The organism is Leucobacter japonicus (assembly GCF_001273855.1).
Lineage (GTDB): Bacteria > Actinomycetota > Actinomycetes > Actinomycetales > Microbacteriaceae > Leucobacter > Leucobacter japonicus.
In genome coordinates this window covers 162506-188084 of the sequence record NZ_JHBX01000108.1, presented here as the reverse complement: position 1 = coordinate 188084, position 25579 = coordinate 162506, and the positions used below count along the sequence as shown (strand labels likewise).

The window sequence follows — 25579 nt, the reverse complement described above, 5'->3', positions numbered from 1 at the left end:
GCCCTGATGAGCAGACGGTCGGCCGGGCGAAGCATCACCAGTCGGGCTCGTCGTCCGTGCCGTGAATGACGAACTCGACCGGCAAATCGACTTTGAGAGCGTTGTAGATGCGGCAGCGACGCTTGTATTCGGCGACCAGACGATCCGGATCGACCGAGGCGTTGCTCGTGCTCTCGATGAAGCACTCCATAACGAGCGTGCCAAGCCGCTTAGCGTCGATACTGCGCTCGACACGGGCGAAGATCTCGACGCGGCGATCCTCTTCGCCGTCGCCCAGCAGATCTTGTCGAAACGCATTCAGCGCGCACGACACGAGTGACGCGACGAGCAGATCGAGCGCGCTCGCGGCCTCGCCCGGCCCGCCGCTGATCGGTGACCCGTCGGAGACGATTTCGAAGCCGTCACCGGCGAGGGCGTAGCGGCCACGGGTGTCGGTGAACGATCCGTGCAGGCGGCTCGCAACGATGACCTGCTCTTCCATCGGGCCTCCTGGTCGGATCGCGCGCCCCCGGTCGGGGCGTCTGCGGCAGCGCAGCCCGGCGCCGCGGGGCACCGGCGTCCGCACACCTTAGCAAGCGGAGTGCGCTCGATGCCGGGGTGTTGAGAACTCTTACGCGGTGGTGGTGGGGCGCAGCTGGTCGGCGAACATCGCCACGACTCGAGTGAGGCTGCGATTGTCGGCTTCGAGTACGTCGATGCGCTGCTCGAGCTGGGCGATCTGTGCGAGCAGTTCGTCGCGGCTCAGCTCGGGATCGCGCCCATCGGACGGGTCGCTCTCGTCATCGAAGTCATAGCTTCCGTCGTCGAAGCGAGCGAGCCACTGGCGCAGGGATTGGTAGCCGACGGAGTACTCCTCGGCGACTTCGCGGATGATCGCGCGATTGCCCGGTTCGGCGCGTCGGCGCCGCAAGGCTTCTTCGACGGAAGCGGTGCGCACTTCGTCGCTGTACTTGCGCTCGAATGCCATGACCCCTCCAAAAGTTACACGCGTGTTATTACGCCTGCGATATCTGTTATAGCGGATGCGGTGCAGAAATCTTGCTCCACTCGGACCACGAACCGATGTAGACCGGCGCCTCGACTCCGGCCTGCGCCAGGGCCAGGGCCTGCACGCTCGCCGAAATGCCGCTTCCGCATGACACGATGAGGGGCTGTGCGAGCGGGTCGATGTCGAATGCCTCGCGGTACGTCTGACGCAGTGCGTCGGCGTTCGTCAGTCCTCCGGCGCCGAGCAGTGCTGCCGTCGACACATTCACGGCCCCCGCGATGTGCGAGCCCTCGCCCCCGAACGCATCGGGAGAGCGGGCGTCGATGAGGATCGCCTCGGCGTCTCGCGTCGCGACCTCGTCGGCGGTCGCGACGACGGCATCGTTGCGCGCGAATGCGGCAGGTGCGAGGTCGGTGCCGGAGGCCGCCGCCCAGGCGGCGAGCTCCTCGCTGCGAGCCGCGACCTCTGCCGCCTCGTCTGGGTGGAGCACGGAGACCTCGGCGACTCCGGCCCAGCGCAGGGTGACCCAGCCGCGGGCTGCCGTACTGAGCGCCGATGCATCGCGCGGAATGATGATGACGGCAGTGCTCGGGGAGATGCCGGCAGTCGTGAGCGTCGCGACGAGCGTCGCGTGCTCGGGCAGGGGCTGACGGCCCGTGGTCGGGCCCTCGGCACCCGCGAAGTCGTCGAGGCCGAGCTGGAGCGCGCCAGAAATCGGTGCGGTGCGGTGCGCCCCGGGGCGGCCTGGGGGCGCCGCGATCTCGACGATGCGGGCTGGGCCGGGTGCCGGTTCCCGGAGCAGGGCTGCGAGTGTGCGTACGGGGTTCGACGCGGCGCGAGTGCGGGTCATGGGGTCTCCGATCTGGGCTGCTGCGGTCATTCGGTCACGACCTGACCGGGGCCGCCCGAGAGAGTACCGGGGAGCAGTTCGCGCAGTTCGCGCTCTTCCTCGATGGTCGGTACCCAGCGCGTCGCGGTCAGATTCTCATCGAGCTGTTCGGGCACGGTGACGCCAGCGATGACGCTGGCGACGGTGGGCTGCGCGAGTAACCAGCCGAGGGCGACGGCCGTTGGCGTGATGCCGCGATCGCGCGCGAAGCGTTCGAAGGCGGCGAGCGCCTCCCAGGGGGCTTCGCGCAGCAGGTTGCGCTTCAGGTTCGTGATCTTGGCGCCTTCGGGGGCGCGGTCGGCGGCGTACTTACCGGTGAGCAGTCCGTTCTGCAGTGGGAAGTACGGAATGAAGCCGAGCCCGAACCGTTGCAGCGCGGGGATCAGTTCTTCTTCCGGTTTGCGCCAGAGCAGGTTGTATTCGTCGGTGGTCGAGATGAATCGCGTCGTGCCGGCTGCCGATGCGAGGTGCTGCGCGTCGGCGATCTGCCAGGCGGCGAAGTTTGAGGCGCCGATGTACCGCACCTTGCCGGAGCGCACCAGATCGTCGAGCGCCGCGAGCGTCTCGTCGATCGGCGTGTGCGCGTCGGGGAAGTGGATCTGATAGAGATCGATGTAGTCGGTGCCGAGGCGTCGCAGCGACTCCTCGACTGAGGAGAGGATGTACTTGCGTGACCCGGTCAGTGCATAGGCGGGCCCACGGGTCTGCAGCAGCGATCGGCCGAACTTCGTACCGATGACGACCTGCTCACGTCGTGCTCCCAGCGCGTCGCCGAAGAGCTGCTCACTCAGCCCGACTTCGTCGCCGTAGCCCTCCGCGAGGTCGAAATACGTGATGCCGAGGTCGAGCGCGCGATCCACGATCGTCTGCACCTGCTCGGCGCCGACGGCGCGCATGCCGGATCGGCCGAACGTGCTCGCGCCGATGCCCAGCTCGGAGACGACGAGGCCGGAACTCCCGACCGTGCGATGACCGCGGGGCACTGGGGCAGAGGGGGCGAGAGGCACGGACGTCTCCTTTGTGACGGGAACTGAATTATTACTGTCTGTCTCGTATAGATATAAGCGTAGGTCGATAGTTTTCAGCATTTATAACGTCGATCATCACGAAATATAACGTCACATGTTCTAGTTGTGTACGTTATGGCAGCCATAATTTTCTACGCAGGGCTCGAAGAAGCGCTGCGAGCGGATACGAAGCCGCTCCGACGCCCGAAGGGATGCAGATGACGGAATCGACGATCGGTGAACTCGAGTACCGCGGAGTGGCCTATCGCCGCGCGGGCCGCTCGGGATTGCTGCTGCCGACGTTCGCCCTCGGGCTCTGGCACAGCTTCGGAGAGCAGCACGACCGGCGCACGCAGGCCGGCCTCATCACCGGCGCCTTCGATCGCGGCATCACCCACTTCGACAACGCGAACCGCTACGGGCCGCCGCACGGCCACGCCGAGACCGTGCTCGGTGACGTGCTCGGTCGCGAACTGCGCGCCCACCGCGATGAGATCACGGTCAGCACCAAGGCCGGCAATCAGGTCGCACCGCACCCGTACGGTTCGGGATCGTCACGCCGACACCTGTTTGCGGAGATCGACCGCAGTCTGACCCGGCTCGGGCTCGATCACGTCGATGTCTTCTACTCTCACCGTCACGACCCCGTGACCCCCCTCGAAGAAACCGCACAGGCGCTCGCCGACATCGTGCGACAAGGGAAAGCGCGCTACCTGGGTCTCTCGAATTATCCGCCCGAAGCGCTTCACACGATTGCGGATCTGCTGCGCGGCCTCGGCACGCCCGCCGCCCTGGTGCAGCCCCGGTACTCGCTCCTCGACCGCACCATCGAGCGGCCCGGTCATTTGCTCGAGCTGGCCGACCGGCACGGCTTCGGCATCGTGGTCTACTCGCCGCTCGCGCAGGGCCTGCTCACCGACAAGTACCTGACCGGCGAGATTCCCGAGGACGCCCGAGCTGGGCGTAGCGAATTCCTCGGCACCGACTTCCTGACCGATGACTACGTGCAGCGCACCCGCGCCTTCGCGCGGCTCGCCGAGTCGGAGGGGGCCACGACGCCGCAGCTCGCGCTGCGCTGGATCCTGCGCCAGCAGGCCGTCGCCAGCGTGCTGCTCGGCGTATCGAAGCCCGAACAACTCGACGTCAATCTGGCGTCCGCACAACTCCCCGAGCCGTCGACCGAGCTGCTCGCTCAGCTCGACGAGCTCTACCCGAACTCCTGAGAGGACGCATCCATGCACACCCCCCGAACTCGATGGCGCGGAATTCGCATTGCCGCCGCCGTACTCGTCGCAGGCACCCTCGCGCTCACCGCGTGCTCGACCGGCAGCGGCAGCACCGAGGACGCGGCCGCAGCCGTCAGCCCCGAAGATCGCTTCGGCGGCACGCTGACGATCGGTCTCGAAGCCGACCCGCAGGGCGTCGACGCCGCCGTCGTGAACCAGGTGTGGCGCCACGTCGCCCGCGAGCTCTCCGACTCGCTCGTCTTCCGCAATCCGGAGACGAACGAGATCGAGCCCTGGCTCGCCACGGAGTGGACGGTCAGCGATGACGCCCGCACGTACGGCTTCACGCTGCGCGACGACGTGACGTTCAACGACGGCACGAAGCTCACCGGCGACGTCGTGAAGGCGAACTTCGAGAGCCTGCAGCGCGAAGGCATCCACTCAAGCGCGAAGACCATCGTGCAGGGCATCTCCTCGATCACGGTACCCGCCGAAAACGAGGTCGTGGTCGAGTTCGCCGAGCCGAACGCCGCGTTCCTGCCGAGCCTGTCGCGAGCCCACGCCGGTATCGTCTCGGCCACCACCGCGGCCCTGCCGGTCGAGGAGCGTCAGAAGTCAATCGACGGCAGCGGCCCCTTCACGCTCGAGTCGTACACCGAGAACCAGGAGATCGTGCTCAAGGCGCGCGACGACTACGACTGGGCGCCGGCGTACTTCGAACACGAGGGGCGCGCGTACCTCGACGAGGTCGTCTACAAGATCATCCCGGAGGACTCCGTGCGCAACGGGGCGATCAAGTCGGATGAGATCCAGTTCATCTACTGGGTCGACGGAACCTACGTGCCCGAGCTCGAGGCCGCGGGCCTGACGGTGACCTCCGACGTGCTGAACCCGGCGACGGGTGAGGAATGGCCGGTCAACACGTCCTCCAAGTTCTTGAAGGACGTGAAGGTGCGCCAGGCGCTGCAGCACGGCATCGACCGCGAGGCGCTCGTGCAGTTCACCTCGAACGGCTACGACGTGCCCGCAGAGGGTCCGTTGAGCCCGGCCAACCCGTACTTCGCCGATCAGAGCGAGTACCTCACCTACGACCCCGACCAGTCGATCAAGCTGCTCGAAGAAGCCGGCTGGGACACGGTCGGCGCCGACGGCATCCGCGTGAACAAGGACGGCGAGCGACTCTCGCTCCGCTTCCCGAGCGACCGCGCTGCGGCGAGCGCCGTGCAGGATCAGTGGAAGAAGATCGGCGTCGAGTTGGTCATCGACGTGCCGCTCGCCGCAGAGGCGAACGAGAAGCTGCTCTCGGGCGAGTACGACATCGCCTACTGGTACCACTCCTCGCCCGACGCCGATGTGCTTCGCGCCAACTACGGCGTGAAGACGGGCTCCAACCGATCCTTCATTGCAGCGGACGATGCCCGCGGCCAGGAGCTCGATGCGCTGCTGCAGCAGCAGAACACGATCCTCGATCACGACGAGCGCCAGAAGGTGGTCGATGAGGCCGCGCAGATCATCGATGAGGACGCGTACGTGCTGAACCTGTCGGTCGACACTGACATCTGGGTCGCGTCGCCTCGCCTGCACGATATCAAGCACAACGGTCTCGACCAGCTGCTCTTCGACGCCTGGCTCACGCCGGCGAAGTAAGGAATCCCGAGAAGCACTATGGCAACTCTGACCACCTGGAGGCCGGGCGCTCGTCGCTCCGGCCTCCGGGCCGCTCCCCGCTCGGGCGGCGCCGCATTCGCGCGCTACCTCGGCAAGCGGCTCCTGTACGGCGTGATCGTGCTCTGGGGTGCGTTCACCGCCAGCTTCTTCCTGCTCTACATCCTTCCGGGTGACGCGGCCGGAGGCCTGACGTTCGGCGCGGAGGGCGAGGACATCCAAGCGCTCCTCGCCGAGCAGCGCCGCATTCTCGGCCTCGACCGTCCCGTGCTCGTGCAGTACTTCGATGCGCTCTGGGGTGCACTGCGCGGGGACTTCGGCGACAGCATCTACCAGCGCAGGCCAGCGACCGAGCTCTACTTCGAGTCGTTTGGGCACACGCTGGAGCTGGCCGTGACGGGCCTGATTCTCGCCGTCATCATCGGCGTGGGTCTCGCCGTGCTCATCGAGCTCGTCGATTGGAAGTGGGCGCGCGAGACGCTGTTGTCGCTGCCGGCGATCGCGGTGGCCGTGCCGCCGTTCTGGATCGGGCTGTTGCTGTTGCAGCTCTTCGCGTTCAAGCTGGGCGTGATCTCGTCGACCGGCAACGACAGCTTCCTCGGGCTCCTCGTCGCCTCGCTCGGTCTCGCGATACCGGGGGCCGGCGCGATCGCGCAGCTGCTCACCGCGAATCTGCGCGGATCGCTCACCTCGCCGTACATCGAAACGGTGCGCAACTGGGGGCTCAGCCGTCGCGCGGTGGTGCTGCGGCACGCGCTGCGCAACTCGCTGCTGCCGGTGGTTACCTCGTTCGGCACCACGGTCGGGCTCATGTTCGGCGGCACAGTGCTCACCGAGACGGTCTTCTCGCGTCTCGGAGTCGGGCGCGTGATCGTCGACGCGGTCGACGGGCGCGACACCCCGGTGGTGCTCGTGTGCGTCACCGTCAGCGCCGCGATCTTCGTCGTCGTCAACTTCGTCGTCGACGCGCTCTACCCACTCATCGACAAGCGCATTGCATTGGAGGAGCGATGACCGATCTCGCCGCCCCCGCACGCCGCGCTGTGGAAGTCGGGGCCGATCCCGTGCCTGCATCACCGGGTGGCGCACCTCGCCCCGCTTCCGGGCCCGGCAATCACGGCAGCGCACGCGCGGGCAACACCCCGTCGCGTGCCCGCCGCCTCGTGACCGCGGTTTTCGGGCAACCGACACTCACGGTGTCGTGGCTCTGGATCGCGCTCGTGCTGCTCGCAGCATTCGCGCCCCAGCTCTTCACGAGCTTCGACCCGCTGGCGCAGGATGCGTACTCCCGCTTCTTGCCGCCGAGCTCCGATCACCTCTTCGGCACCGACGATTACGGCCGCGACCAGTTCGCCCGCACCGTGTACGGCACGGTGGAGTCGCTGCAGGCGGCCGTGGTGGCGGTGCTCATCGGCCTCGTCTTCGGCTCGCTCATCGGCCTCATCGGCGGCGCCCTGCGCGGGGCGGTCGACACCGTGCTGATGCGCGTGATCGACGTCATGCTCGCCGTGCCGAGCCTCATCATCGCGCTCGCCATCGTCACCGCGCTCGGCCGCGGCACCATCAACATCGCCATCGCGATCGGAATCACGAGCGTCGCGACGTTCGCGCGCCTGATGCGCTCCGAGGTGCTGCGCGTGCGCGGCCTGCCCTACGTGGAGGCGGCCGCCTTCGCGGGGCACGGCGCGGTCTACCGGCTGTTCCGCCACATCGTGCCGAACGCCTCCGGGTCAGTACTCGCCGCGGCAACGCTCGAGATCGGCACCGCGATCCTCGGGGTTGCGGCCCTCAGCTTCCTCGGCTTCGGTGCTCCGCCGCCCACCCCCGAGTGGGGAGCGCTCGTCGCCGGCGGCCGATCATTCCTCACCGTGCAGTGGTGGCTGAGCACGCTGCCCGGCTTCGTCATCGTCGCATCCGTGCTCGCGGTGTACCGCATCGGACGCTCCATGAACCAGGGGAGGACCAGCGTTGTCGGATAAGCCTCGCGCGGACGATTCCGCGAATATTCTCGAGTTCTCCGGGCTCTCGCTCGAGTACCGGGTGCGCGGTCGCGCGCCCGTGCCGGTGCTCGACGACGTGAGCTTCTCACTGCGGCGAGGTGAGGTGCTCGCGCTCGTGGGCGAGTCGGGATCGGGCAAGAGCACGCTCGCCCGCGCCGTCACCGGCACACTCGCGTCGAACGCCCGCATCACGCGGGGCTCCGTCGCGCTCGACGGGCGCGAACTCGTCGGGCTCCCCGCGAAGCAGTACGAGCGACTGCGAGGCAGCACCATCGGCTACGTTCCGCAGGATGCGCTGCTCGGACTCAATCCGCTGCTCACCGTCGGCAAGCAGGCGGGGGAGCCCTTGCGCGTGCACACCCGGCTCGATGCGGCCGCGCGCAAGCGCCGCGTGCTCGAACTGTTCGAACGCGTCGGGTTGCGCCGCGTCGAGCAGGTGTACGACAGCTACCCGCATGAGCTGTCGGGCGGCATGTGCCAGCGCGTGCTCATCGCCGCGGCCATTGCGGCGGAGCCCGAGCTCATCATCGCCGACGAACCGACCACCGCGCTCGATGTCACCGTGCAGAAACGCATTCTCGACCTGCTCGAAGACCTCACGCGCGACGGCCTCAGCATTCTGCTCGTCACCCACGACCTCGGGGTCGCGGCCGAGCGTTCGCAGCGCATCGTCGTGCTGCAGCACGGGCGGCTCGTCGAGACCGGGCCGTCGGCGCAGATCGTGTCGGCGCCCGCCGAGGCGTACACGCGCCAGCTCATCGACTCCTCGCACCTCGGTCGGTCGGCCGCGGAGGTCGCGGAGGCGCGGGCGGCAGCGAGGGCATCGGATCGGGGATCGTCGATCGGCGCCGATCCGACCGCCGATACCGTGCCCGTCGTGCGCGGGAGCGGGCTCCGCAAGAGGTTCCCGAACCGCACTGGCGAGCCGGTGCTCGCCCTCGATGATGTCGCGCTGAGCGTCGCTCGCGGCCGCACGCTCGGCATCGTGGGGGAGTCGGGATCGGGCAAGACCACGCTGATGCGCACCCTCGCGGGGCTCACGAAGCCCGACGCCGGCGAGGTGCGCATCGACGGTGCACCCGTCAACCACGACGCACGGGGCAAGCGCGGGCGGCGCGAGCTCTACCGCAAGCTGCAGATCATCTACCAGAACCCCTTCGCCGCACTGAACCCCCGGCACACGGTCGAGACGATCCTCGAAGAACCGTTGACTGGATTCGGCCTCGGCGGGCGAGCGGAGCGTCGCGCACGCGTTGCCGAACTCCTCGACCTCACCGGGCTTCCAGCGAGCGCCGCTGCCCGTTACACCGCCGAGCTCTCGGGCGGGCAGCGTCAGCGCGTCGCCATCGCCCGCGCCCTCGCTGTCAGGCCCGAAGTGCTTATCTGCGACGAACCCGTGTCGGCGCTCGACGTCACCGTGCAGCGGCAGATCCTCGACCTGCTCGGCTCGCTGCAGCGCGAACTCGACCTCACCTACCTCGTCATCTCGCACGACCTCGGCGTCATCAGCGAGATCTCCGACGACATCCTCGTACTGCAGCACGGTGCGGTCGTCGAGAGCGGCACCGCACGCGACGTGCTCCGGGATCCCCGCACCGACTACGTCCGCGAGCTCATCGCGGCGATCCCGCACCACCAGCCCGCGTAACCACCGCGCTCCCATGACCACACCCCACACGACCCCCGCGGGCCCCGGCCCGGAAAGGCGACCGATGAGCGACACCCCGGCTCGACACATTCACCTCGGCTACATGTACTGGGTCAACGGCACCCACTGGGGCGGCTGGCGTCAGCCCGAAGCCCCGCAAGACGGTGCCTTCGACTACGCCTACGCGCTGCGCGCCGCCCAGACCGTCGAGCGCGGCAAGTTCGACTTCTTCTTCCTCGGCGACACCCTGCCCGGCGACCTCGTGCAGGAGCAGTGGATCACCACCCACAACACGGGCCGCCTCGAGCCCTTCACGCTCGGATCGCAGCTCGCGCTCGGCACCACCGACATCGGCATCGTCGTCACCGCACACCCCACGTACTACGACCCCTACATCCTCGCCCGCATGACGGCGTCGCTGGATCACCTGAGCGGCGGACGCCTCGCGTGGAACGTCGTGCTCGGCGCAAACGACGTCGCCGCCCGCAACTTCAGCCTGCCCGACCTTGGCGGCGAGACCCGCTACGAGCGCGCCGACGAGTTCATCGAGATCGTGAAGCGGCTGTGGGACAGCGTCGAAGAGGGCGCCTACATCCAAGACAAGGAGGCGGGCACATTCATCGACAACAGCAAGTTCCACCGCCTCGGCTGGAAGGGCAAGCACTTCAGCGTCGACGGCACCCTGCCGCTGCTGCGCCCGCCGCAGGGGCACCCGCCGCTGCTCTACGCCGGCGCCAGCGAACTCTCGCGCCAGCTCACCTCGAAGTGGTGCGACGTGAACTTCACCGGACCGAAGTCGATCGCCGACTCGGCCGCCTTCAACGCCGATGTGCGGGCGCGGGCGGCCGCTCACGGTCGCAACCCAGACGAAGTGCTGTTCCTGCCGGGCGTGACGCCCATCGTGGCCGACACCCGCGAGGCCGCAATCGCGATCTACGACCGGCTCAACGCATCCCTGCCGCTTGACGCCGACCCCGTCACCGGCGGGCACGACGCCGCCCACTGGCAGGAGGTCGCGGCGAACCCGCGCGCCGGCGGGCCGCTCAAGTACGGCACCCGCAACCTCGGGATCGTCTCCGCGCGCATCGGGGCCGACCTCACCAGCCTCGGGCTCGACGGCGAGATCGCCGCGTCGCTCGCCGAGACCTTCAACGCGGAGGGTCAGCGACTGCTCGCCCAGATCGTGCAGCGCACCGACCGCACCCCGGGCGGCGCCCAGCCCGTGCACGCACGCGACCTGCTGTACTCCGCGATCATCGACGGGTTCCCAATCATCAACGGCACGGCCGCACAGGTCGCCGACTTCCTCGAGGAGTGGTTCGACGGGGGAGCCGCCGACGGCTTCAACATCCAGTCGCCATACCTGTGGACGCAGCTCGACCGCTTCGTGGACGAGGTCGTGCCGATCCTGCAACAGCGCGGTTTGCACCGCACCGAATACGAGACCAGCACGTTCCGCGGCCACCTCGGCCTGTCGAAGCCGCAGAGCTACTACGGCCCCGGCGGCATCGACGAGGAGCGGGCCGCGCTCGACGCACTCGAGCACGCTTCCGAACTCGCACCCGAGCCCTCCGATGCGCAGTAACGTTTCGGCGATTTCGCCGCGCACGGCCCGGAAGACCGTAGGTTGAGAGCATGAGTGAGCATCAGGATCGGCGAATCGCCGACAGCGTGGCCGATCTGGTCGGCGGCACGCCCCTCGTCCGCATCAACCGGGTCGTGCCGCCCGGGGGCGCCGAGGTGTTAGGCAAACTCGAGTCGGCCAACCCCGCATCGAGCGTGAAGGATCGCACGGCCCTCTCCATCGTGCAGGCGGCCGAGGCGGATGGGCGCCTGCAGCCCGGCGGCACCATCATCGAGGCGACGAGCGGCAACACCGGTATCGCCCTCGCCTGGATCGGCGCCGTCAAGGGGTACCGCGTCATCATTGTGATGCCCGACGATGTCTCGAACGAGCGCCGCACGCTGCTGCGTGCGCTCGGAGCCGAACTCGTGCTCACGCCCGGACCCGAAGCGATGGCCGGTGCGAATCAGGAGGCCGGGCGCATTCTTGAACGCACCCCCGGCGCGTTTCTGTCAGGGCAGGGCGGCAACGACGCGAACCCCGCGGTGCACGAGCGCACCACGGGGCCCGAGATCTGGGCCGACACCGCCGGCACCGTCGACGTCTTCGTCGCGACCGTTGGCACCGGGGGCACGCTCACCGGGGCCGGGCGCTACCTCAAAGCGCAGAACCCCGAGATTCGCGTGATCGCCGTGCAGCCCGCCGAAGCTCCCGTGCTCTCCGGTGGCGAATTCACACCCCACAAGATCCAGGGCATCATCGGCGGCAACGGCTTCCCGCCCGTGCTCGACATCGAGATCGCCGACGAGATCATCAGCGTCGCGAGCGACGAGGCCATCCGCACCGCGCGTGAGGCACTCGCGACCGAGGGGCTGCTCGTCGGCGTCTCGTCAGGTGCGGCGCTCGCCGCAGCCCGCGAGCTCTCGGCGCGCCCCGAATACGCAGGCAAGACGATCGTCGCCGTGCTGCCCGACACGGGGGAGCGGTACCTCTCGTCTGAACTCTTCGACCACGCACGGGGCTGAGCGCGGGGTTTGCCCGCCTGGGCCGAACCACCGCGGCTGCGCTGCTAAGCTCGTTCGCGGAGGGTTGTCCGAGCGGCCGAAGGAACTTGTCTTGAAAACAAGCACTGGGTAACCCCCAGTCAGGGGTTCAAATCCCCTACCCTCCGCCACAACTGAAGGGCCCGTCGCATTGCGACGGGCCCTTCAGTGTTTCTGCGGCTCGCAGCCCGGCGGCTCGAAGAACCCCGCCCCCGCGGAATTGGTGTCACTATCTGCGGCAAATCGTCGCTCGTTACCGCGAAAAGTGACACCGATTCGTCAAACATGCCCGCTTTGCTGCCGCGACGCCGCTGAGCCGCGGCGATGCCACTGAGCCGCGGCGAATCGGTGTCAAAAAATGCTGCCTGTTGCCCCGAACCGGGCATCTCAACAGCACTTTTTGACACCGATTCCGCTCGGGCGCTGGCTGGCTGACTGGGGCGCCGGAGCGCCGCGGCCAGCCAGCAGCAGCGATCAGCTGAACTGGTTCATCGTGTTCTCGGCGCCGCCGGCCTTGAGTGCGGCGTCGCCGGCGAAGTACTCCTTGTGGTTGTCGCCGATGTCGCTGCCAGCCATGTTCTGGTGCTTGACGGTGGCGATCCCCTGACGAATCTCTTCGCGCTGCACGTCGCGCACGTAGGTGAGCATGCCCTCGTCGCCGAAGTAGCCCTTCGCGAGGTTATCGGTCGACAGCGCCGCGGTGTGGTACGTCGGCAGCGTGATGAGGTGGTGGAAGATGCCGGCCCGCTGCGAGCCGTCGCGCTGGAAGGTGCGAATCTTCTCGTCGGCGAGGCGGCCGAGTTCGGTGCCGTCGTATTCGGCGCTCATCAGGTTGTCGAAGTTGTAGTCCGATACGTCTTCGCCCGCCGCGACGAGCGCCTCGTAGGCCTGCTTGCGGAAGCTGAGCGTCCAGTTGAACGACGGGCTGTTGTTGTAGACGAGCTTCGCATTGGGCACGGCCTCGCGAATGCGATCGACCATGCTGGCGATCTGCTCGACGTGCGGCTTTTCGGTCTCGATCCACAGCAGGTCGGCGCCGTGCTGCAGCGAGGTGATGCAGTCGAGCACCACGCGATCCTCACCGGTGCCGGCACGGAACTGGTAGAGGTTGCTCGCCAGGCGCTTCGGGCGCACGAGCTTGCCGTCGCGTTCGATGACGACGTCGCCTGTGCTGAGCTGAATATCGTCGACGTCTTCGGTGTCGAGGAAGGAGTTGTACTGGTCGCCGAGGTCGCCGGGCTCGTGCGAGACGGCGAGCTTCTGAGTGAGTCCGGCGCCGAGCGAGTCGGTGCGGGCGACGATGATGCCGTTGTCGATGCCGAGCTCGAGGAACGCGTAGCGCACCGCGTTGATCTTCGCGATGAAGTCCTCGTGCGGCACGGTGACCTTGCCGTCTTGGTGGCCGCACTGCTTCTCGTCGGAGACCTGATTTTCGATTTGGATCGCGCAGGCGCCTGCCTCGATCATTTTCTTCGCGAGCAGGTAGGTCGCCTCGGGATTGCCGAATCCGGCGTCGATGTCGGCGATGATCGGCACGACGTGCGTTTCGAAGTTGTCGATCTGCGACTGGATGAAGTCGGTGGCGGTGTCGTCGCCGGCCCGGCGCGCGTCATCGAGCTGCGTGAAGAGCAGGTCGAGCTCGCGGGCATCGGCCTGGCGCAGGAAGGTGTAGAGCTCTTCGATGAGCGCCGGCACGGCCGTCTTCTCGTGCATCGACTGGTCGGGCAGGGGGCCGAACTCGGAGCGCAGTGCGGCGACCATCCACCCCGAAAGGTAGAGGTAGCGCTTGTTGGTGCTCTGCAGGTGCTTCTTGATCGAGATCAGCTTCTGCTGGCCGATGAAGCCGTGCCATACGCCGAGCGACTGGGTGTAGACGTTCGCATCGGCGTCGTACTCGGCCATGTCGCGACGCATGATGTCGGCCGTGTACTGCGCGATCTGCAGCCCGGTGGTGAAGATGTTCTGCGCGCGCATGCGGGCGACGTGCTCGGGATTGATGGCGTCCCAGGTGCCGCCGGTCTGGCCCTTGAGTGCTTCGATCGCAGCGACGGTGTCTTGGAAATGAGTCACGGTACAACCTTCTTTGCCTGTGAAATGCGTGATGTAGTTCCACCATCACTGCCGTGGAGCAGCCAGTGAGCGCGAATCGTGCTGAAAATCACGCACTATTTCTGCGATTCAGAAGGATCGCACCCTCACGGGGCTCGAGTGCGGCGAGAACCGCGAGCGGGGCGAAAGCAGCGTGAACAACCCCGGCTCTTCTCTTCGCGAGAAGTACACGGCAACTTCCGGGAGACTTTCTCGGCGCGGTCGTTCGAGCGAGGCGCACGATGAGTGATGTAGCCACACATTCGCCGGTGGATCCCCACCGCACCGAAGCAGGAGATGAAGCATCGTGAGCCAAACCGCACTCGCCATTGACGCCCGCATCGAGGTGCTGGGCCGCCCCTTCGCCCGCAGCGAAGAGATCCTCACCCCCGAAGCGCTGGAGTTCGTCACGCAGCTCCACGCACGCTTCGCCAGCATCCGTCACGAGCGTCTCGCAGATCGGCAGCGCCGCCGGTACGAGATCGGCAACGGTCGCGACCCGAAGTTCCGCGCCGACACCCGCGCGATTCGCGAAGACGCGTCGTGGCGCGTGGCCGGAGCCGGCCCGGGCCTGGAAGACCGCCGAGTCGAGATCACGGGCCCGACCGATCCGAAGATGACCATCAATGCCATGAACTCGGGGGCGCGCGTCTGGCTCGCCGATCAGGAGGATGCGACGAGCCCGACCTGGCACAATGTCATCGGCGGTCAGCTCTCGCTCTTCGACGCGATTCGCGAGCAGCTCGCGTACACGAGCCCCGAGGGCAAGGAGTACCGGGTTACCGCAGAGCGCACGCCGACCATCGTGATGCGCCCGCGCGGCTGGCATTTGGTCGAGAAGCACCTGCGCTTCACCGACGCGTACGGTCGCGCCGGCGCGGCATCCGGCAGCCTCGTCGACTTCGGTCTGTACGCGTTCCACAACGCGCAGGAGCTCGTCGCGCGCGGCCGCGGCCCCTACTTCTACATCGCGAAGCTCGAGTCGAGCGAGGAGGCGAAGCTCTGGGACGACGTGTTCACCTACACGGAGGAGGCCCTCGGCCTGCCCCACGGCACGATCCGCGCGACGGTGCTGATCGAGACGCTCCCTGCGGCGTTCGAGATGGACGAGATTCTGTACGTGATGCGGGATCACATCGCCGGTCTGAACGCGGGCCGCTGGGATTACATCTTCTCGATCATCAAGAACTACCGTGGCCGCGGCGCTCGCTTCGTGCTCCCGGATCGCAGCGAGGTCACCATGACGGTGCCGTTCATGCGTGCGTACACCGAGCTGCTGGTGCAGACCTGCCACAAGCGCGGCGCGCACGCGATCGGCGGCATGAGCGCGTTCATTCCGAACCGTCGCGACCCCGAGGTCACCGCGCGCGCCGAAGAGAAGGTGCAGGCCGACAAGCGACGCGAGGCGGGTGACGGCTTCGACGGCACCTGGGTCGCGCATCCCGATCTCATTCCGGTGGCCCGGGCGGAGTTCGACGCCGTGCTCGGTGATCGCCCCAACCAGGTGGATCGCCAGCGCGACGATGTCTCAGTGACGGCGGCGCAGCTGCTCGACGTGCACATCGGCCGTGAGATCACCGACGCCGGCGTGCGTGAGAACGTGTCGATCGGTCTGCGCTACATCGAGGCCTGGTTGCGCGGACTCGGAGCCGTCGCGATCGACAATCTGATGGAAGACGCGGCGACGGCCGAGATCAGCCGGTCGCAGATCTGGCAGTGGATCCACCAGGATCAGCAGACCGCCGAGGGCACCCGCATCACGCGCGAGTGGGTCGCCGAACTCGTGGATGAGGCGGTTGCGGGGTTCCCGCGCACCGATGGCGATCGGTTCGCCGATGCGGCGACGCTGTTCGCCGATGTCGCACTCGGTGACGACTTTCCGACCTTCCTCACCGTTCCGGCGTACAGCCGTTACCTCGTCGACGCGTAAGTCGGGAGCGCGCGCCCGCCCTCAGGCGAAGCGCGCGCTCACGGCCTCGCCGTGGGCGGGGAGCCCCTCAGTCTCCGCGAAGTGCACGGCGCGCGTCGAAACCTCGGCCAGAGCATCGCGCGTGTACTCGATGAACTGCACCGGGCGCAGGAAGGTCAGCGCGCTGAGCCCCGAGGTGAAACGCGAGGTGCCCGAGGTCGGCAGCACGTGGTTCGACCCGGCGCAGTAGTCGCCGAGGGAGACGGGCGACCATTCGCCGACGAAGACCGCGCCGGCATTCGTGACCGTTGCGGCCACGTCGGCGGCGCGCTCGGTGTGAATCTCGAGGTGTTCGGCGCCGTAGCGATTCGCGATGACGACCGCGTCGTCGATGGTGTCGACGAGCACGATGCCCGACTGCGGAGCCTCGAGCGCGATTCCGGCGCGCTCGGCGTGCGCGGTGCGGGGGAGCATCTGGGCGAGCTCGGTCTGCACGGCATTCGCGAGCTTCTCCGAGTCGGTGACGAGTACGCTGGCCGCGTTGGGGTCGTGTTCGGCCTGGCTTAGCAGGTCTGCGGCGACGAATCGCGGGTTGGCGTGCGCATCGGCGACGATCATGATCTCGGTCGGCCCCGCGACGGCGTCGATGCCCACGTCGGCGCGCACGAGGTTCTTCGCCGCGGCGACGAAGACATTGCCCGGGCCGGTGATCACGTCGACGGCTTCGAGTGGGGTGCCGTCACCGGCATCGGGAAGGCCGTAGGCGAGCGCAGCGATCGCCTGCGCCCCGCCCATGCCGTAGACCTCGGTGACGCCCAGTGCCGCGCAGGCCGCGAGCACGGCGTCGGCGGGCAGACCCGTCTCGGCATTCGGCGGTGATACGACGGCGATCGACGTCACTCCCGCGACCTGTGCGGGAATCACGTTCATGATGACGCTCGATGCGTAGGCGGCGAGCCCACCGGGGGCGTAGAGGCCGACGCGGCGCACGGGCAGGTAGCGCTGGTGCACCAGGGCGCCCGTCGCGAGTTCGGTCGTGACCGACGTGGGCAGCTGGGCGCGGTGCCCGGCGGTGACGCGCTCGATCGCCAGCGAGATCGCGCCGCGCACCTCGTCGGAGGCCTCGGTCCACGCGCGATCGATTGCTGCCTGGGGCACGCGGAAGCGATCGATCTCGACGCGGTCGAAGCGCGCGGTGATCTCGCGCACGGCGTCGATACCGCGGGCGCGCACATCGGCGATGATCTGGGCCGCGGCATCGGTGGCGCTCGCGAAGCTCGTCGCGGCACGAGGAATGGCGTAGCGGTGCGCGCTGTCGGTACCGCGCAGATCGGTGATGCGGAGGTGTGCCATCAGGGGTCCTTTCATCGGAGGAGCGCGTCGCCGCGAAGCGTGCGACGCGAGTCGTGCCGTACGCGCGGCGCGGCGGTGTGATTGAGTAGGTGCGAATGGTGCGAATGGTGCGAAAAGGAGTGCGCGTGGCGACACCCGAAGGTGGGCCCGGACGCCCGGGTCTGGGCAAGGCGAAGCTGCTGGCTGCGGCCCGGCTCGTGATCGCCGAGCACGGCGTGGAGGGCATTCGGGTGCGCCGTCTGGCAGCGACCGCGGGTGTCTCGGCGCCGTTGGTCTCCTATTACTACCCCGATCAGGCGGACCTGGTGCTCCACGTGCATCGCGATCTGGTCGACGACTACTTCGGGCATCGCGCCGCCCTCGTGCGCGAAGCGGAAGACTCGATCGAACAGCTCCGTGCCTGCGCGCGAGCGGGCCTGCCGCCCGGGGTCGATCCTGAACTGATCGCACCCCTTTTCGAACTCCACGGCTTGGCCCGACGCGATGCGGCGCACGCGGAGATCATGAGCAACCTCTGGATCTCGGAGCACGCGCTGTACGCGCGCATCATTTCGGCGGGCCAGCGTGCGGGGGTCTTCGCCGCCGACGCCGACGCCGAGCGGGTGGCGGCATCGCTGCTCGCGCTCGAAGACGGTCTCGCGCTGCACATCATCGGCCGCAACTCGGCGATCGATGAGTCGTGGCCGCTGCGCAACTTGCTGCGCGTCGCAGCCCTCGAGCTCGGCTGCGCACAGCTCGAGCTCGCCGACTGAGCCTGGCTCGAAGGCATCGCTCAGACCTACACCGTGGTGTCGCGAGCGGTGTCGCGCGCCGCCTCGTGCGCCCCGTCGCGAAGCACCTCGACGGGGGTCGTGAGGGTGCCGGCGCGGTGCGGCAGGAAGAGCCCGATGATGAAGGCGACGAGCAGGATCGCACCCCAGACGAACGCCGAGACGTTGCTGCCGACGAGCACGGGGAAGTTGCTGATCGAGATCGCCAGCACCCCGACGAGCCCGAGGCCGCCGAGCGCGGCCGCGATGGCGACCCAGGGCGACGCCGGTGCGCGCCCGCGCTCGCGCCGCAGGAAGGCGAGCACCGCGACACTCGTCAGCGTCATCATCCAAATGACACCGAGCGCACCGGCACCCGAGTACCAGGTGTAGATTTCGAGCACCGGATCGAGCTGCGCGAGCGCCGACACCAGCACGACGACTGAGGTGACGATGCTCACCCAGAGCGACGCGGCCGACGGGGCGCGGTGCCGCGTGTGCACGACCGCGAGCGATGCCGGGAGCACGCCGCGCTGGCCCAGCGTGAACAGGTAGCGGGTCACGATGTTGTGGAACGACAGCATGCAGGCGAACATGCTGGTCACGACGAGCACCTGCACGATGTCGCCGACGATCGGCGCAATGACGTTCGCGGCGAGGCCGATGACGACGCGGTCGGGCGCCTCGGTCGAGGCGGCCACGGCGTCATCGGGTCCGATGCCGACGATGACGAGCCAGGACGAGATGAAGTAGAGCGCGCCGATCGAGATCACCGCGACGTAGGTGGCTCGGGGCACGGTGCGATCCGGATCCTTCGCCTCGTTGCGGAACACGGCCGTGGCCTCGAACCCGAAGAAGCCGAGGAACGCGAACAGCAGGCCGAGACCCGGGGCGCCCTGCAACGCTTCCACGGGGTTCAACGGCGACGTCGAGAGCTCGGCCCCCGAGAACAGCACGCCAAGGTCGATCGCGAGTACGGCGATGACCTCGAGTACGAGCACGACGCCGAGCACCTTCGCCGACAGCTCGATGTCGCGGTAGCCGAGCAGGCCGACGATGAGCAGCATCACGGCCGAGATCGCCCACCATGGGGGAGCGACGCCGAGCCAGAGCTCGATCAGGTTGCCGGCCTGCACGCCGAGGTAGCAGGTCATCGACACGGTGAGCAGCACGTACGACAGCACGGCGATCGCTGCGGTGCCGAGGCCCGCTCGGCGCCCGAGGCCGCGGTGCACGTAGGAGTAGAACGCGCCGGCGTCGGGCACGCGCGGCGTCATCCAGGCGTACCCCACGGAGAAGAGCAGCAGGATGGCGGTCGCCGCGAGAATCATCGTTGGTGCGCCGATCGAGCCCGAGATCGAGATGATGATCGGGAAATTCGCGGCGACGACGGTGATCGGCGCCGCGGCGGCGATCACCATGAAGACGATTCCGGTGACTCCGAGTCGTCGTTCGAGCGTGGTTTGCACAGCTCCTCCTTCATTGGCGGGTGTTCTGTGCTGTGCGCATCACGACGCGGGCCGTCAGCGATGCCGGTTTCGTCGTGCGACACAGCAGAGAATTTCTGTTCCGTCTCAATGTACGATTCACCGCGCCACGAATTCCTGAACATCCGTTAAGTGGTTTCCGGTATCCCAGACGATACCACGACGCGAGTGTGCGCCTCGGTCAGCCGCCGAAGAGCGCGCCTCGGTCAGGCCCTGACGAAACCGGCGCTCAGGCGCCGTGCGCGCGCGGCCTCCGCGATGCGCTCGGCGGTCAGCCCGGCGAGACGCGACACAGCGGTATGCAGGGTCTCCGCATCCTTCACGAACGTGAAGCGCACCCAGGGAGCCAGTTCGCGCGCGGTGGGGGAGCCGTCGCGGCAGAATGCGGCGATCGGCACGCACGCCACCCCGGCCGCGTGCGGAAGGGCACGGGCGAAGGCGGCGCCGTCAGGCACCTCATCGCTGAGAAACGGCGTCGCATCGGCGCAGACGAAGTAGGTGCCGCCGGGCACCACGACATCGAACCCCGCCCCGCGCAGGCCGGCGACCAAGAAGTCCTTGCGATCCGCCAGCGCACCGCGCAATTCGGCGATGTCGGCGTCGCCCTCGGCCAGCGCCCGCGCGATCGCGGGTTGAAACGGCGCGCCCCCGGTGTACGTGAGAAACTGCTTCACCGCGGTGATCGCCTCGATCAGCGTCGCGGGCCCCACGGCCCACCCGATCTTCCACCCGGTCAGCGAGAACGTCTTGCCCGACGACGAGATGGTGACGGTGCGCTCGGCCATGCCGGGCAGCGCAGCCAGCGAGCGGTGCTGCTGCCCGTCGAACGTGAGGTGCTCGTAGACCTCGTCGGTGAGCACGACCGCGTCGGTGCGTTGCGCGGCGGCGGCGATGCGGGCGAGTTCGTCGCCGGTGAGCACGGTGCCGGTCGGGTTGTGCGGAGTGTTGATCAGGATCACGCGCGTGCGCGCGCCGACCGCCGCATCGAAGGCGTCGAGATCGACGCGAAACCCGCCGTCGACCGGAAGCAGCGGCACGGTCACGTGCGTCGCGCCGGCCAATGCGACGGCAGCCGCGTAGGCGTCGTAGTAGGGCTCGAGCGTGACGACCTCGTCACCGGGGCCGGCGAATGCGAGCAGCGCTGCGGCGAGTGCCTCGGTCGCCCCCGCCGTCACGAGCACCTCGGTGGCGGGGTCGACCGCCACGCCATAGTGCCGCTCCTGATGCGCGGCGATGGCTTCGCGCAGCGCGGGAATGCCGCGGCCGGGCGGGTACTGATTCGCACCGTTCAGGATCGCCTCCGCAGCGACTCGGCGTATCCATTCGGGGCCGTCGGCGTCGGGAAACCCCTGGCCGAGGTTCGCCGAACCGGTCGCCGTCGCGAGCGCGGTCATCTCGGCAAAGATCGTCGGGCGGGTGGACCCATCGGCGGCGGCCAGGCCTGCTGCGGTCGCCACGGATCGCCATCGCTCAGTCATGCGGCCAGTCTAGGCGGGTGCACACCGGCCTCGCGGCGGGCTGCCAGCGAAGCGACATACACTCGCCGCATGTCTGCACCGACCACTCCTCGCCGCGAACTCGGCAGGCGTCGCCGGCGACGGCTTGCGGCCGGAGCCGCGCGGCTGCGCGCCGCAATCCGCACCCGTCCCTGGCTCGACGCCGCATACCGCGTCACCGCGACCGTGGTCGGTGCGCTCGTGGTGCTCATCGGGCTGATTCTGGTGCCGCTGCCCGGCCCCGGCTGGCTGATCGTGTTCTTCGGCCTCGCGATCCTCGGCAGCGAATTCCATTGGGCGCGACGCCTGCTCGGGTGGGCCCGGGCGACGGTCGCGCGAGGCGCCGAACGCTGGCGGTCATGGCGCGCCGCCCGGCGGGCGTACGGCACCTGAGCCCCGAGATGCTCGCCGCGAACGGGCGGGAGCCGGAGGCCCGTGTCATCTTGCGTCGCACAGCACGGGAAGGCCACTCTCGCGCGGTATGATCGTGCGACTTGTTCCCGCACTCGGAGGCCGCATGACGACGCCGTTCACTCTGACCGCCGATGTGGTGGTGGTCGACCTCGAAGGCACCACGAGTGCCGCAGGCTTCATTCTCGGCGACCTCTACGACTACGCACGCCCCCGCCTCGACGAGGTGCTCGGGCGCGACGACGCGACCGTGCGCGAGGCTCGGGCGCAGGCGATCGCCGAGATCGGCCTCGACACGGATGCCGACGATGCGACCGTCGCCGAGGCGCTGCGCGGCCTCATGGCCTCCGACGTGAAGTCGACGCCGCTCAAAACCATCCAGGGCATCATCTGGGCCGAGGGCTTCGCCGCCGGTGAGATCACGTCGCACTTCTTCGACGACGTATCGCCGCAGTTGCGCGCGTGGGTCGACGGTGGTGTGCGTCTGGCCGTCTACTCGTCAGGGTCGGCCGCCTCGCAGCAGCCCTGGTTCCGCCACGCGCCGGGCGGCGACCTCTCGGGCCTGGTCTCCGGGTGGTTCGACACGGTGAACGCCGGCCCGAAGAAAGACGTCGCGTCGTATCACCGCATCGCCGAGGCGCTCGACGTCGCCCCCGAGCGCGCACTGTTTCTCACCGATCACCCCGACGAGGTGAGCGCGGCGCTCGCCGCCGGGTGGCAGGTCATCGCGCTCGACCGGGCGGGCGAGCCCTGGGCCGGCAGCGATTTCGCCGCGCCATCCGTCTCCGCCTTCACCGAGATCGAGGTCACCCGATGAGCATTGTTACCGCGCTCGCACCCGCAATCACCACCGTGCAGGTGCGCGAAGCCGGCGCGACCCTGGCGCACGAAGCCGCGAGGTTCGCCGACCTCGGGTGGATGCGGGGAACCGCGGGCAACCTCTCGCTCGTGCTCGCCCGCGATCCGCTGCGTCTCGCGGTGACGGCATCGGGTCTCGACAAATCGGAGCTCACCGACGCCGACGTCGTACTCGTCGACGGCGACGGGCGGTCTGCCGACGCCGACGATCCCCGACGCCCCTCGGCCGAATCCGGCCTGCACGCCCACATCGCCGCCCGCACCGGCGCGAACGCGATCTTCCACGTGCACGCCCTCGATGCCGTGCTCGCCGGCGAGTACTGGCCCGACGGCATCGAGATTCGCGATCTCGAAATGCTGAAAGGGATCGGCCACCCCGCCCACGACGTGACCGTCACCATTCCGGTGATCCAGAACCACCAAGACATGGCGGTCGAGGCCGAGCGCTTCGACGCCGTGTACGCGGGCGCCGCCGACGGCGTGCCCGAGGTGCCGGTGCTCGTCGTCGCCGGGCACGGCATGTACGCCTGGGGCGCGACCGCGCAGCAGGCTCGGCACCATCTCGAGATCGCCGAATGGCTCCTGCGCTACCGCGTCGCGGTGCGCTGAGCCGGCAGCACGCCCCAGACCCCAGAACCACCCCGTTTGCGCACCGAACCTGAGAGTAGGACCTGATGACACTCCTCACCGTCTGGAACGAGACCGACCCGACGACCCCCATTATCGAGACCATCGACGACGCCGAAATCGGCGCCGTGCTGACCGGCCTCGGCGCCCGCTTCTCGCACTGGGAGGTGAAAGACTTCGCCGACGATGCCACGCTCGAAGAGATTCTCGCGCTCTACACCGATGAGGTCGAAGCCGTGAAGCAGAGCGAGGGCTACACGCTCGTCGACATCGTCGGCTTGAGCCCGGCGCAGGCCAACTACGACGAGGTCAAGGGGCCGTCGCGCGAGAAGTTCCTCTCAGAGCACCGTCATGACGACGACGAAGACCGCTTCTTCGCCAAGGGCGCCGGCGTCTTCTACCTGCACGTCGACGGCAAGGTGCACGCGCTCTACTGCGAGCCCGGTGATCTCGTGTCGGTGCCGGCGAACACCACGCACTGGTTCGACATGGGTACCGCGCCCGAGTTCACCTCGATCCGTTTCTTCCACGACGATGACGGCTGGGTCGGCCACTTCACCGGCAGCCCCATCGCGAGCACGTTCGCGACCTTCGATCAGCTGCACGCGCGCCGCGCCGAGCTGGCCGCATAGGGCGTCGCCCACGTCGCGTCCCTGAAACGAGCAACGCCCCCGATCCGCGTCAGCGGGCCGGGGGCGTTGCTCGTGCCGGTCGAAACTACTTGACCAGCGGAATGTTGAAGATGAAGCCGGGCTGCTCGCCACGACGGAACCCGTCGCTCGCCTTGACTGCGGCGATGATGTGGAACACGAACAGCACGACCGAGCCGAGCCACAGCACGATCGCCAGCAGCCAACCGATGTACGGGATCATGCTCAAGATCCAGGTCGCAATGCCGACGCCGACGCGCAGCAGCGAGAAGTTCAGGTTCTCGCGCTGGTACAGGTACAAGCGCTGATCGCCCTTGTCTTTGTCGATGAAGTAGAAGATGAGCGCCGGAATCCAGCTGAAGAACACCGACAGCCAGTAGTTCAGCGTGACGTTGCTCGTCGGGTCGGCGACCGGCTGTGCGTAGCCGGGCTGCGCGTAGCCGCCCGGGGGCGGCGTCTGGCCGGCCTGCGGCGCGCCGTACTGGGGCGCCGCGTACTGGGGCTGACCCGGCTGCTGCGGCTGCTGCGGCGGAACGGGCGGGGCCTGCGGAGCCTGGAACTGCGGCTGCGCGGGCTGCTGCGGCGGTACGGGGGGTGCTGCGGGCGCCTGGTGCTGCTGCGCCGGGGGAGCCTGCGGCGGCTGAGGTGCAGTGGGCGGCGCCGTCGGTGCGGCGGGCGCCGCGGTTGAGGGATCGCTCGTCGGCTCGCCGCCAGTCCCCTGTCCGTGCTGACCTTCTGGTGGCAACGTCGTCATGGTGTTCTCCTTCGACCGGTCATTTTCGCTTATGAGGCTACTGCAGCGCGCGGGCGAGCGGTAGATGCTTGCGCGTGCGTGACGGGAAATGAAGCGGCCCGCCTCTCGGAGGGGGCGGGCCGCTTCAGGTGATGTCGGGCGGGTCGGAGCGCGGAGCGCGACCGAGCGGAAGGCTCAGAAGGCGTCGGGGCTCGGGGCCGAGGTGTGCAAGATCGACACGTCAGCGTGGCGGTCGAAACGGTAGCCCGTGCCGCGCACGGTGCGCACGATGTCTTGGTACTGCGCAAGCTTCACGCGCAGGCGGCGAATGTGCACGTCGATGGTGCGCTCGCTCGGCGCCTCCTCGTCGCTGCCCTCGCTCCAGAGCGCGGTGATCAGCTCTTCACGGCTGATGGTGCGGCCCTCGCGCAGCACGAGGTACTGCAGCAGTTCGAATTCGCGGAACGTGAGTGCGGCGGTCACGTTGTCGAGCAGCACCCGCTTGCGTGAGAGATCGAGGATCACGCCGCTCGCCGCGCGATCCTGCTCGTCGGCTTCGTGCTGCTTCTGACGAGCGTGGGCGGCGGGATCGCCGAGCGCCAGACGCACCACGTCGACGTCGCGACCACCGGTGTGCTCGGGGGCAAGCGCCACGGCGGCGTAGGTCTCGGCAGCCGGGGCCAATTCTGCGACGAGCTGTTTGATGCGGGTCACGATGGCGCCGAGCTTCGGGTCGCCGTCGGCGATCTTGTCATCGGCGAGGCCGACGTACAGCGCGAAGCCGCGCACCTCGGTGCCGTCGGGCACGCGGCGCTCGGCGGTCGGAGCCGGCGCGAGATCTGCAGCGAGGTCGGGGCGGGCGGCGCGAAGGGTCTGGGTGGAGGCGTTCATGATGATGTTCCTAACGAGGCTGTCGTTCGGGTGCGGCGCAGCAGTGCGCGGACCCGGATGGCCGGTGTCGGCCGGGAGTGCGAGGGGAGCGGAACCGGTCTCGATCAGATACGAGAAACCGGATGTTCCGCAGAGTGGTGATCTCGTTCAGATCACCGACGTGGACGCAGAATCAGATTCGGGAAACGTTCACATGCACATTCGACAGCGCATGACACCCTGACCGGCCATCATCATGCCGGTCTGCCCAATGTTCACCTCGAAGGCGGACTGGGGACGATTGGTCTCATGCATAAC

Annotated in this window: 23 protein-coding genes and 1 tRNA gene; 14 read left to right on the top strand and 10 right to left on the bottom strand. The window is 68.1% G+C overall.

Annotated elements, in window-relative coordinates; genetic code table 11:
* Positions 1 to 34: 34 nt before the first annotated feature.
* The 4 genes from AMS67_RS10230 to AMS67_RS10215 form a co-directional block, all read right to left on the bottom strand.
* A complete protein-coding gene (locus AMS67_RS10230) occupies positions 35 to 481 on the bottom strand; it encodes an OsmC family protein (RefSeq protein ID WP_053387265.1) in 447 nt (148 codons plus the stop codon).
* 129 nt (positions 482 to 610) lie between these two features.
* Positions 611 to 967 carry a transposase gene (locus AMS67_RS10225; protein ID WP_053387264.1) on the bottom strand — a complete coding sequence of 119 codons (357 nt, stop codon included), beginning with the start codon at positions 965 to 967 and terminating at the stop codon, positions 611 to 613.
* Between the two features lie 46 nt (positions 968 to 1013).
* A complete protein-coding gene (locus AMS67_RS10220) occupies positions 1014 to 1838 on the bottom strand; it encodes a sulfurtransferase (protein WP_053387263.1) in 825 nt (274 codons plus the stop codon).
* A 26-nt stretch (positions 1839 to 1864) separates the two neighbouring features.
* Complete coding sequence (locus AMS67_RS10215; RefSeq protein ID WP_241488046.1) at positions 1865 to 2884, bottom strand: aldo/keto reductase; 1020 nt, start codon at positions 2882 to 2884, stop codon at positions 1865 to 1867.
* Between the two features lie 218 nt (positions 2885 to 3102).
* On the opposite strand from AMS67_RS10215, the gene AMS67_RS10210 reads away from it, so the two are divergent.
* The 8 genes from AMS67_RS10210 to AMS67_RS10175 all read left to right on the top strand — a co-directional run bounded on the left by AMS67_RS10210 (position 3103) and on the right by AMS67_RS10175 (position 12161).
* Positions 3103 to 4107 (top strand): aldo/keto reductase, encoded by a 1005-nt coding sequence (locus AMS67_RS10210; protein WP_206541762.1) that lies wholly within the window; start codon positions 3103 to 3105, stop codon positions 4105 to 4107.
* Between the two features lie 12 nt (positions 4108 to 4119).
* On the top strand, positions 4120 to 5757 hold the full coding sequence (locus tag AMS67_RS10205) for an ABC transporter substrate-binding protein (RefSeq protein WP_053387260.1): 1638 nt from the start codon (positions 4120 to 4122) through the stop codon (positions 5755 to 5757).
* A gap of 18 nt (positions 5758 to 5775) precedes the next feature.
* Positions 5776 to 6789 (top strand): ABC transporter permease, encoded by a 1014-nt coding sequence (locus AMS67_RS10200; protein WP_053387259.1) that lies wholly within the window; start codon positions 5776 to 5778, stop codon positions 6787 to 6789.
* The gene (locus AMS67_RS10195) at positions 6786 to 7754 is read left to right on the top strand and encodes an ABC transporter permease (protein ID WP_053387258.1); all 969 of its coding nucleotides are present in this window, start codon (positions 6786 to 6788) and stop codon (positions 7752 to 7754) included. The genes AMS67_RS10200 and AMS67_RS10195 overlap by 4 nt, the downstream gene beginning before the upstream one ends.
* Positions 7744 to 9423, top strand: coding sequence for a dipeptide ABC transporter ATP-binding protein (locus tag AMS67_RS10190; RefSeq protein WP_053387257.1), 1680 nt, complete (start codon positions 7744 to 7746; stop codon positions 9421 to 9423). Before AMS67_RS10195 ends, AMS67_RS10190 begins: the two co-directional genes overlap by 11 nt.
* A 64-nt stretch (positions 9424 to 9487) precedes the next feature.
* Positions 9488 to 11008: an NtaA/DmoA family FMN-dependent monooxygenase gene (locus AMS67_RS10185; RefSeq protein WP_053387256.1), complete on the top strand. Its 1521-nt coding sequence runs from the start codon at positions 9488 to 9490 to the stop codon at positions 11006 to 11008.
* Positions 11009 to 11058: 50 nt separating this feature from the next.
* The gene (gene cysK, locus AMS67_RS10180; RefSeq protein ID WP_053387255.1) at positions 11059 to 12012 is read left to right on the top strand and encodes a cysteine synthase A; all 954 of its coding nucleotides are present in this window, start codon (positions 11059 to 11061) and stop codon (positions 12010 to 12012) included.
* 58 nt (positions 12013 to 12070) lie between these two features.
* Positions 12071 to 12161, top strand: a tRNA-Ser gene (locus AMS67_RS10175).
* Between the two features lie 343 nt (positions 12162 to 12504).
* Here AMS67_RS10175 and AMS67_RS10170 read toward each other — a convergent pair.
* Positions 12505 to 14100 (bottom strand): isocitrate lyase, encoded by a 1596-nt coding sequence (locus tag AMS67_RS10170; RefSeq protein WP_053387254.1) that lies wholly within the window; start codon positions 14098 to 14100, stop codon positions 12505 to 12507.
* A 325-nt stretch (positions 14101 to 14425) separates the two neighbouring features.
* Between AMS67_RS10170 and aceB the strand changes: the two genes are divergently transcribed.
* Positions 14426 to 16048, top strand: coding sequence for a malate synthase A (gene aceB / locus AMS67_RS10165; protein WP_053387253.1), 1623 nt, complete (start codon positions 14426 to 14428; stop codon positions 16046 to 16048).
* 21 nt (positions 16049 to 16069) lie between these two features.
* Here aceB and hisD read toward each other — a convergent pair whose 3' ends face one another.
* A complete protein-coding gene (hisD, locus tag AMS67_RS10160) occupies positions 16070 to 17380 on the bottom strand; it encodes a histidinol dehydrogenase (RefSeq protein WP_156316609.1) in 1311 nt (436 codons plus the stop codon).
* A 125-nt stretch (positions 17381 to 17505) separates the two neighbouring features.
* Here hisD and AMS67_RS10155 point away from each other — a divergent pair, with 125 nt between their 5' ends.
* Positions 17506 to 18132: a TetR/AcrR family transcriptional regulator gene (locus AMS67_RS10155; RefSeq protein WP_053387251.1), complete on the top strand. Its 627-nt coding sequence runs from the start codon at positions 17506 to 17508 to the stop codon at positions 18130 to 18132.
* A 26-nt stretch (positions 18133 to 18158) separates the two neighbouring features.
* Here the strand turns inward: AMS67_RS10155 and AMS67_RS10150 are convergent, their stop codons facing one another.
* On the bottom strand, positions 18159 to 19598 hold the full coding sequence (locus tag AMS67_RS10150; RefSeq protein WP_053387250.1) for an APC family permease: 1440 nt from the start codon (positions 19596 to 19598) through the stop codon (positions 18159 to 18161).
* A gap of 224 nt (positions 19599 to 19822) precedes the next feature.
* Complete coding sequence (locus AMS67_RS10145; protein ID WP_082305437.1) at positions 19823 to 21094, bottom strand: aminotransferase class I/II-fold pyridoxal phosphate-dependent enzyme; 1272 nt, start codon at positions 21092 to 21094, stop codon at positions 19823 to 19825.
* Between the two features lie 69 nt (positions 21095 to 21163).
* Here AMS67_RS10145 and AMS67_RS10140 point away from each other — a divergent pair, with 69 nt between their 5' ends.
* The 4 genes from AMS67_RS10140 to AMS67_RS10125 all read left to right on the top strand — a co-directional run bounded on the left by AMS67_RS10140 (position 21164) and on the right by AMS67_RS10125 (position 23640).
* Entirely contained in the window at positions 21164 to 21505 is a 342-nt protein-coding gene (locus AMS67_RS10140; protein WP_053387249.1) for a TIGR02611 family protein, read from the top strand.
* A 124-nt stretch (positions 21506 to 21629) separates the two neighbouring features.
* The gene (gene mtnC, locus AMS67_RS10135; RefSeq protein ID WP_053387466.1) at positions 21630 to 22340 is read left to right on the top strand and encodes an acireductone synthase; all 711 of its coding nucleotides are present in this window, start codon (positions 21630 to 21632) and stop codon (positions 22338 to 22340) included.
* Complete coding sequence (mtnB, locus tag AMS67_RS10130; protein ID WP_053387248.1) at positions 22337 to 22990, top strand: methylthioribulose 1-phosphate dehydratase; 654 nt, start codon at positions 22337 to 22339, stop codon at positions 22988 to 22990. The genes mtnC and mtnB overlap by 4 nt, the downstream gene beginning before the upstream one ends.
* A 65-nt stretch (positions 22991 to 23055) precedes the next feature.
* Entirely contained in the window at positions 23056 to 23640 is a 585-nt protein-coding gene (locus AMS67_RS10125; protein WP_053387247.1) for a 1,2-dihydroxy-3-keto-5-methylthiopentene dioxygenase, read from the top strand.
* Positions 23641 to 23725: 85 nt separating this feature from the next.
* Here the strand turns inward: AMS67_RS10125 and AMS67_RS17135 are convergent, their stop codons facing one another.
* On the bottom strand, positions 23726 to 24412 hold the full coding sequence (locus AMS67_RS17135) for a DUF4870 domain-containing protein (RefSeq protein WP_053387246.1): 687 nt from the start codon (positions 24410 to 24412) through the stop codon (positions 23726 to 23728).
* A gap of 174 nt (positions 24413 to 24586) precedes the next feature.
* Positions 24587 to 25282: a winged helix-turn-helix domain-containing protein gene (locus AMS67_RS10115; RefSeq protein ID WP_053387245.1), complete on the bottom strand. Its 696-nt coding sequence runs from the start codon at positions 25280 to 25282 to the stop codon at positions 24587 to 24589.
* Positions 25283 to 25579: the final 297 nt, after the last annotated feature.

Bases quoted from the DNA above. Each gene is read 5' to 3' on its own strand.
- AMS67_RS10230 (WP_053387265.1), bottom strand. From the start codon at position 481: ATGGAAGAGCAGGTCATCGTTGCGAGCCGCCTGCACGGATCGTTCACC.
- AMS67_RS10225 (WP_053387264.1), bottom strand. From the start codon at position 967: ATGGCATTCGAGCGCAAGTACAGCGACGAAGTGCGCACCGCTTCCGTC.
- AMS67_RS10220 (WP_053387263.1), bottom strand. From the start codon at position 1,838: ATGACCCGCACTCGCGCCGCGTCGAACCCCGTACGCACACTCGCAGCC.
- AMS67_RS10210 (WP_206541762.1), top strand. From the start codon at position 3,103: ATGACGGAATCGACGATCGGTGAACTCGAGTACCGCGGAGTGGCCTAT.
- AMS67_RS10205 (WP_053387260.1), top strand. From the start codon at position 4,120: ATGCACACCCCCCGAACTCGATGGCGCGGAATTCGCATTGCCGCCGCC.
- AMS67_RS10200 (WP_053387259.1), top strand. From the start codon at position 5,776: ATGGCAACTCTGACCACCTGGAGGCCGGGCGCTCGTCGCTCCGGCCTC.
- AMS67_RS10195 (WP_053387258.1), top strand. From the start codon at position 6,786: ATGACCGATCTCGCCGCCCCCGCACGCCGCGCTGTGGAAGTCGGGGCC.
- AMS67_RS10185 (WP_053387256.1), top strand. From the start codon at position 9,488: ATGAGCGACACCCCGGCTCGACACATTCACCTCGGCTACATGTACTGG.
- cysK (WP_053387255.1), top strand. From the start codon at position 11,059: ATGAGTGAGCATCAGGATCGGCGAATCGCCGACAGCGTGGCCGATCTG.
- hisD (WP_156316609.1), bottom strand. From the start codon at position 17,380: ATGGCACACCTCCGCATCACCGATCTGCGCGGTACCGACAGCGCGCAC.
- AMS67_RS10145 (WP_082305437.1), bottom strand. From the start codon at position 21,094: ATGACTGAGCGATGGCGATCCGTGGCGACCGCAGCAGGCCTGGCCGCC.
- AMS67_RS10140 (WP_053387249.1), top strand. From the start codon at position 21,164: ATGTCTGCACCGACCACTCCTCGCCGCGAACTCGGCAGGCGTCGCCGG.
- mtnC (WP_053387466.1), top strand. From the start codon at position 21,630: ATGACGACGCCGTTCACTCTGACCGCCGATGTGGTGGTGGTCGACCTC.
- mtnB (WP_053387248.1), top strand. From the start codon at position 22,337: ATGAGCATTGTTACCGCGCTCGCACCCGCAATCACCACCGTGCAGGTG.
- AMS67_RS10125 (WP_053387247.1), top strand. From the start codon at position 23,056: ATGACACTCCTCACCGTCTGGAACGAGACCGACCCGACGACCCCCATT.
- AMS67_RS17135 (WP_053387246.1), bottom strand. From the start codon at position 24,412: ATGACGACGTTGCCACCAGAAGGTCAGCACGGACAGGGGACTGGCGGC.
- AMS67_RS10115 (WP_053387245.1), bottom strand. From the start codon at position 25,282: ATGAACGCCTCCACCCAGACCCTTCGCGCCGCCCGCCCCGACCTCGCT.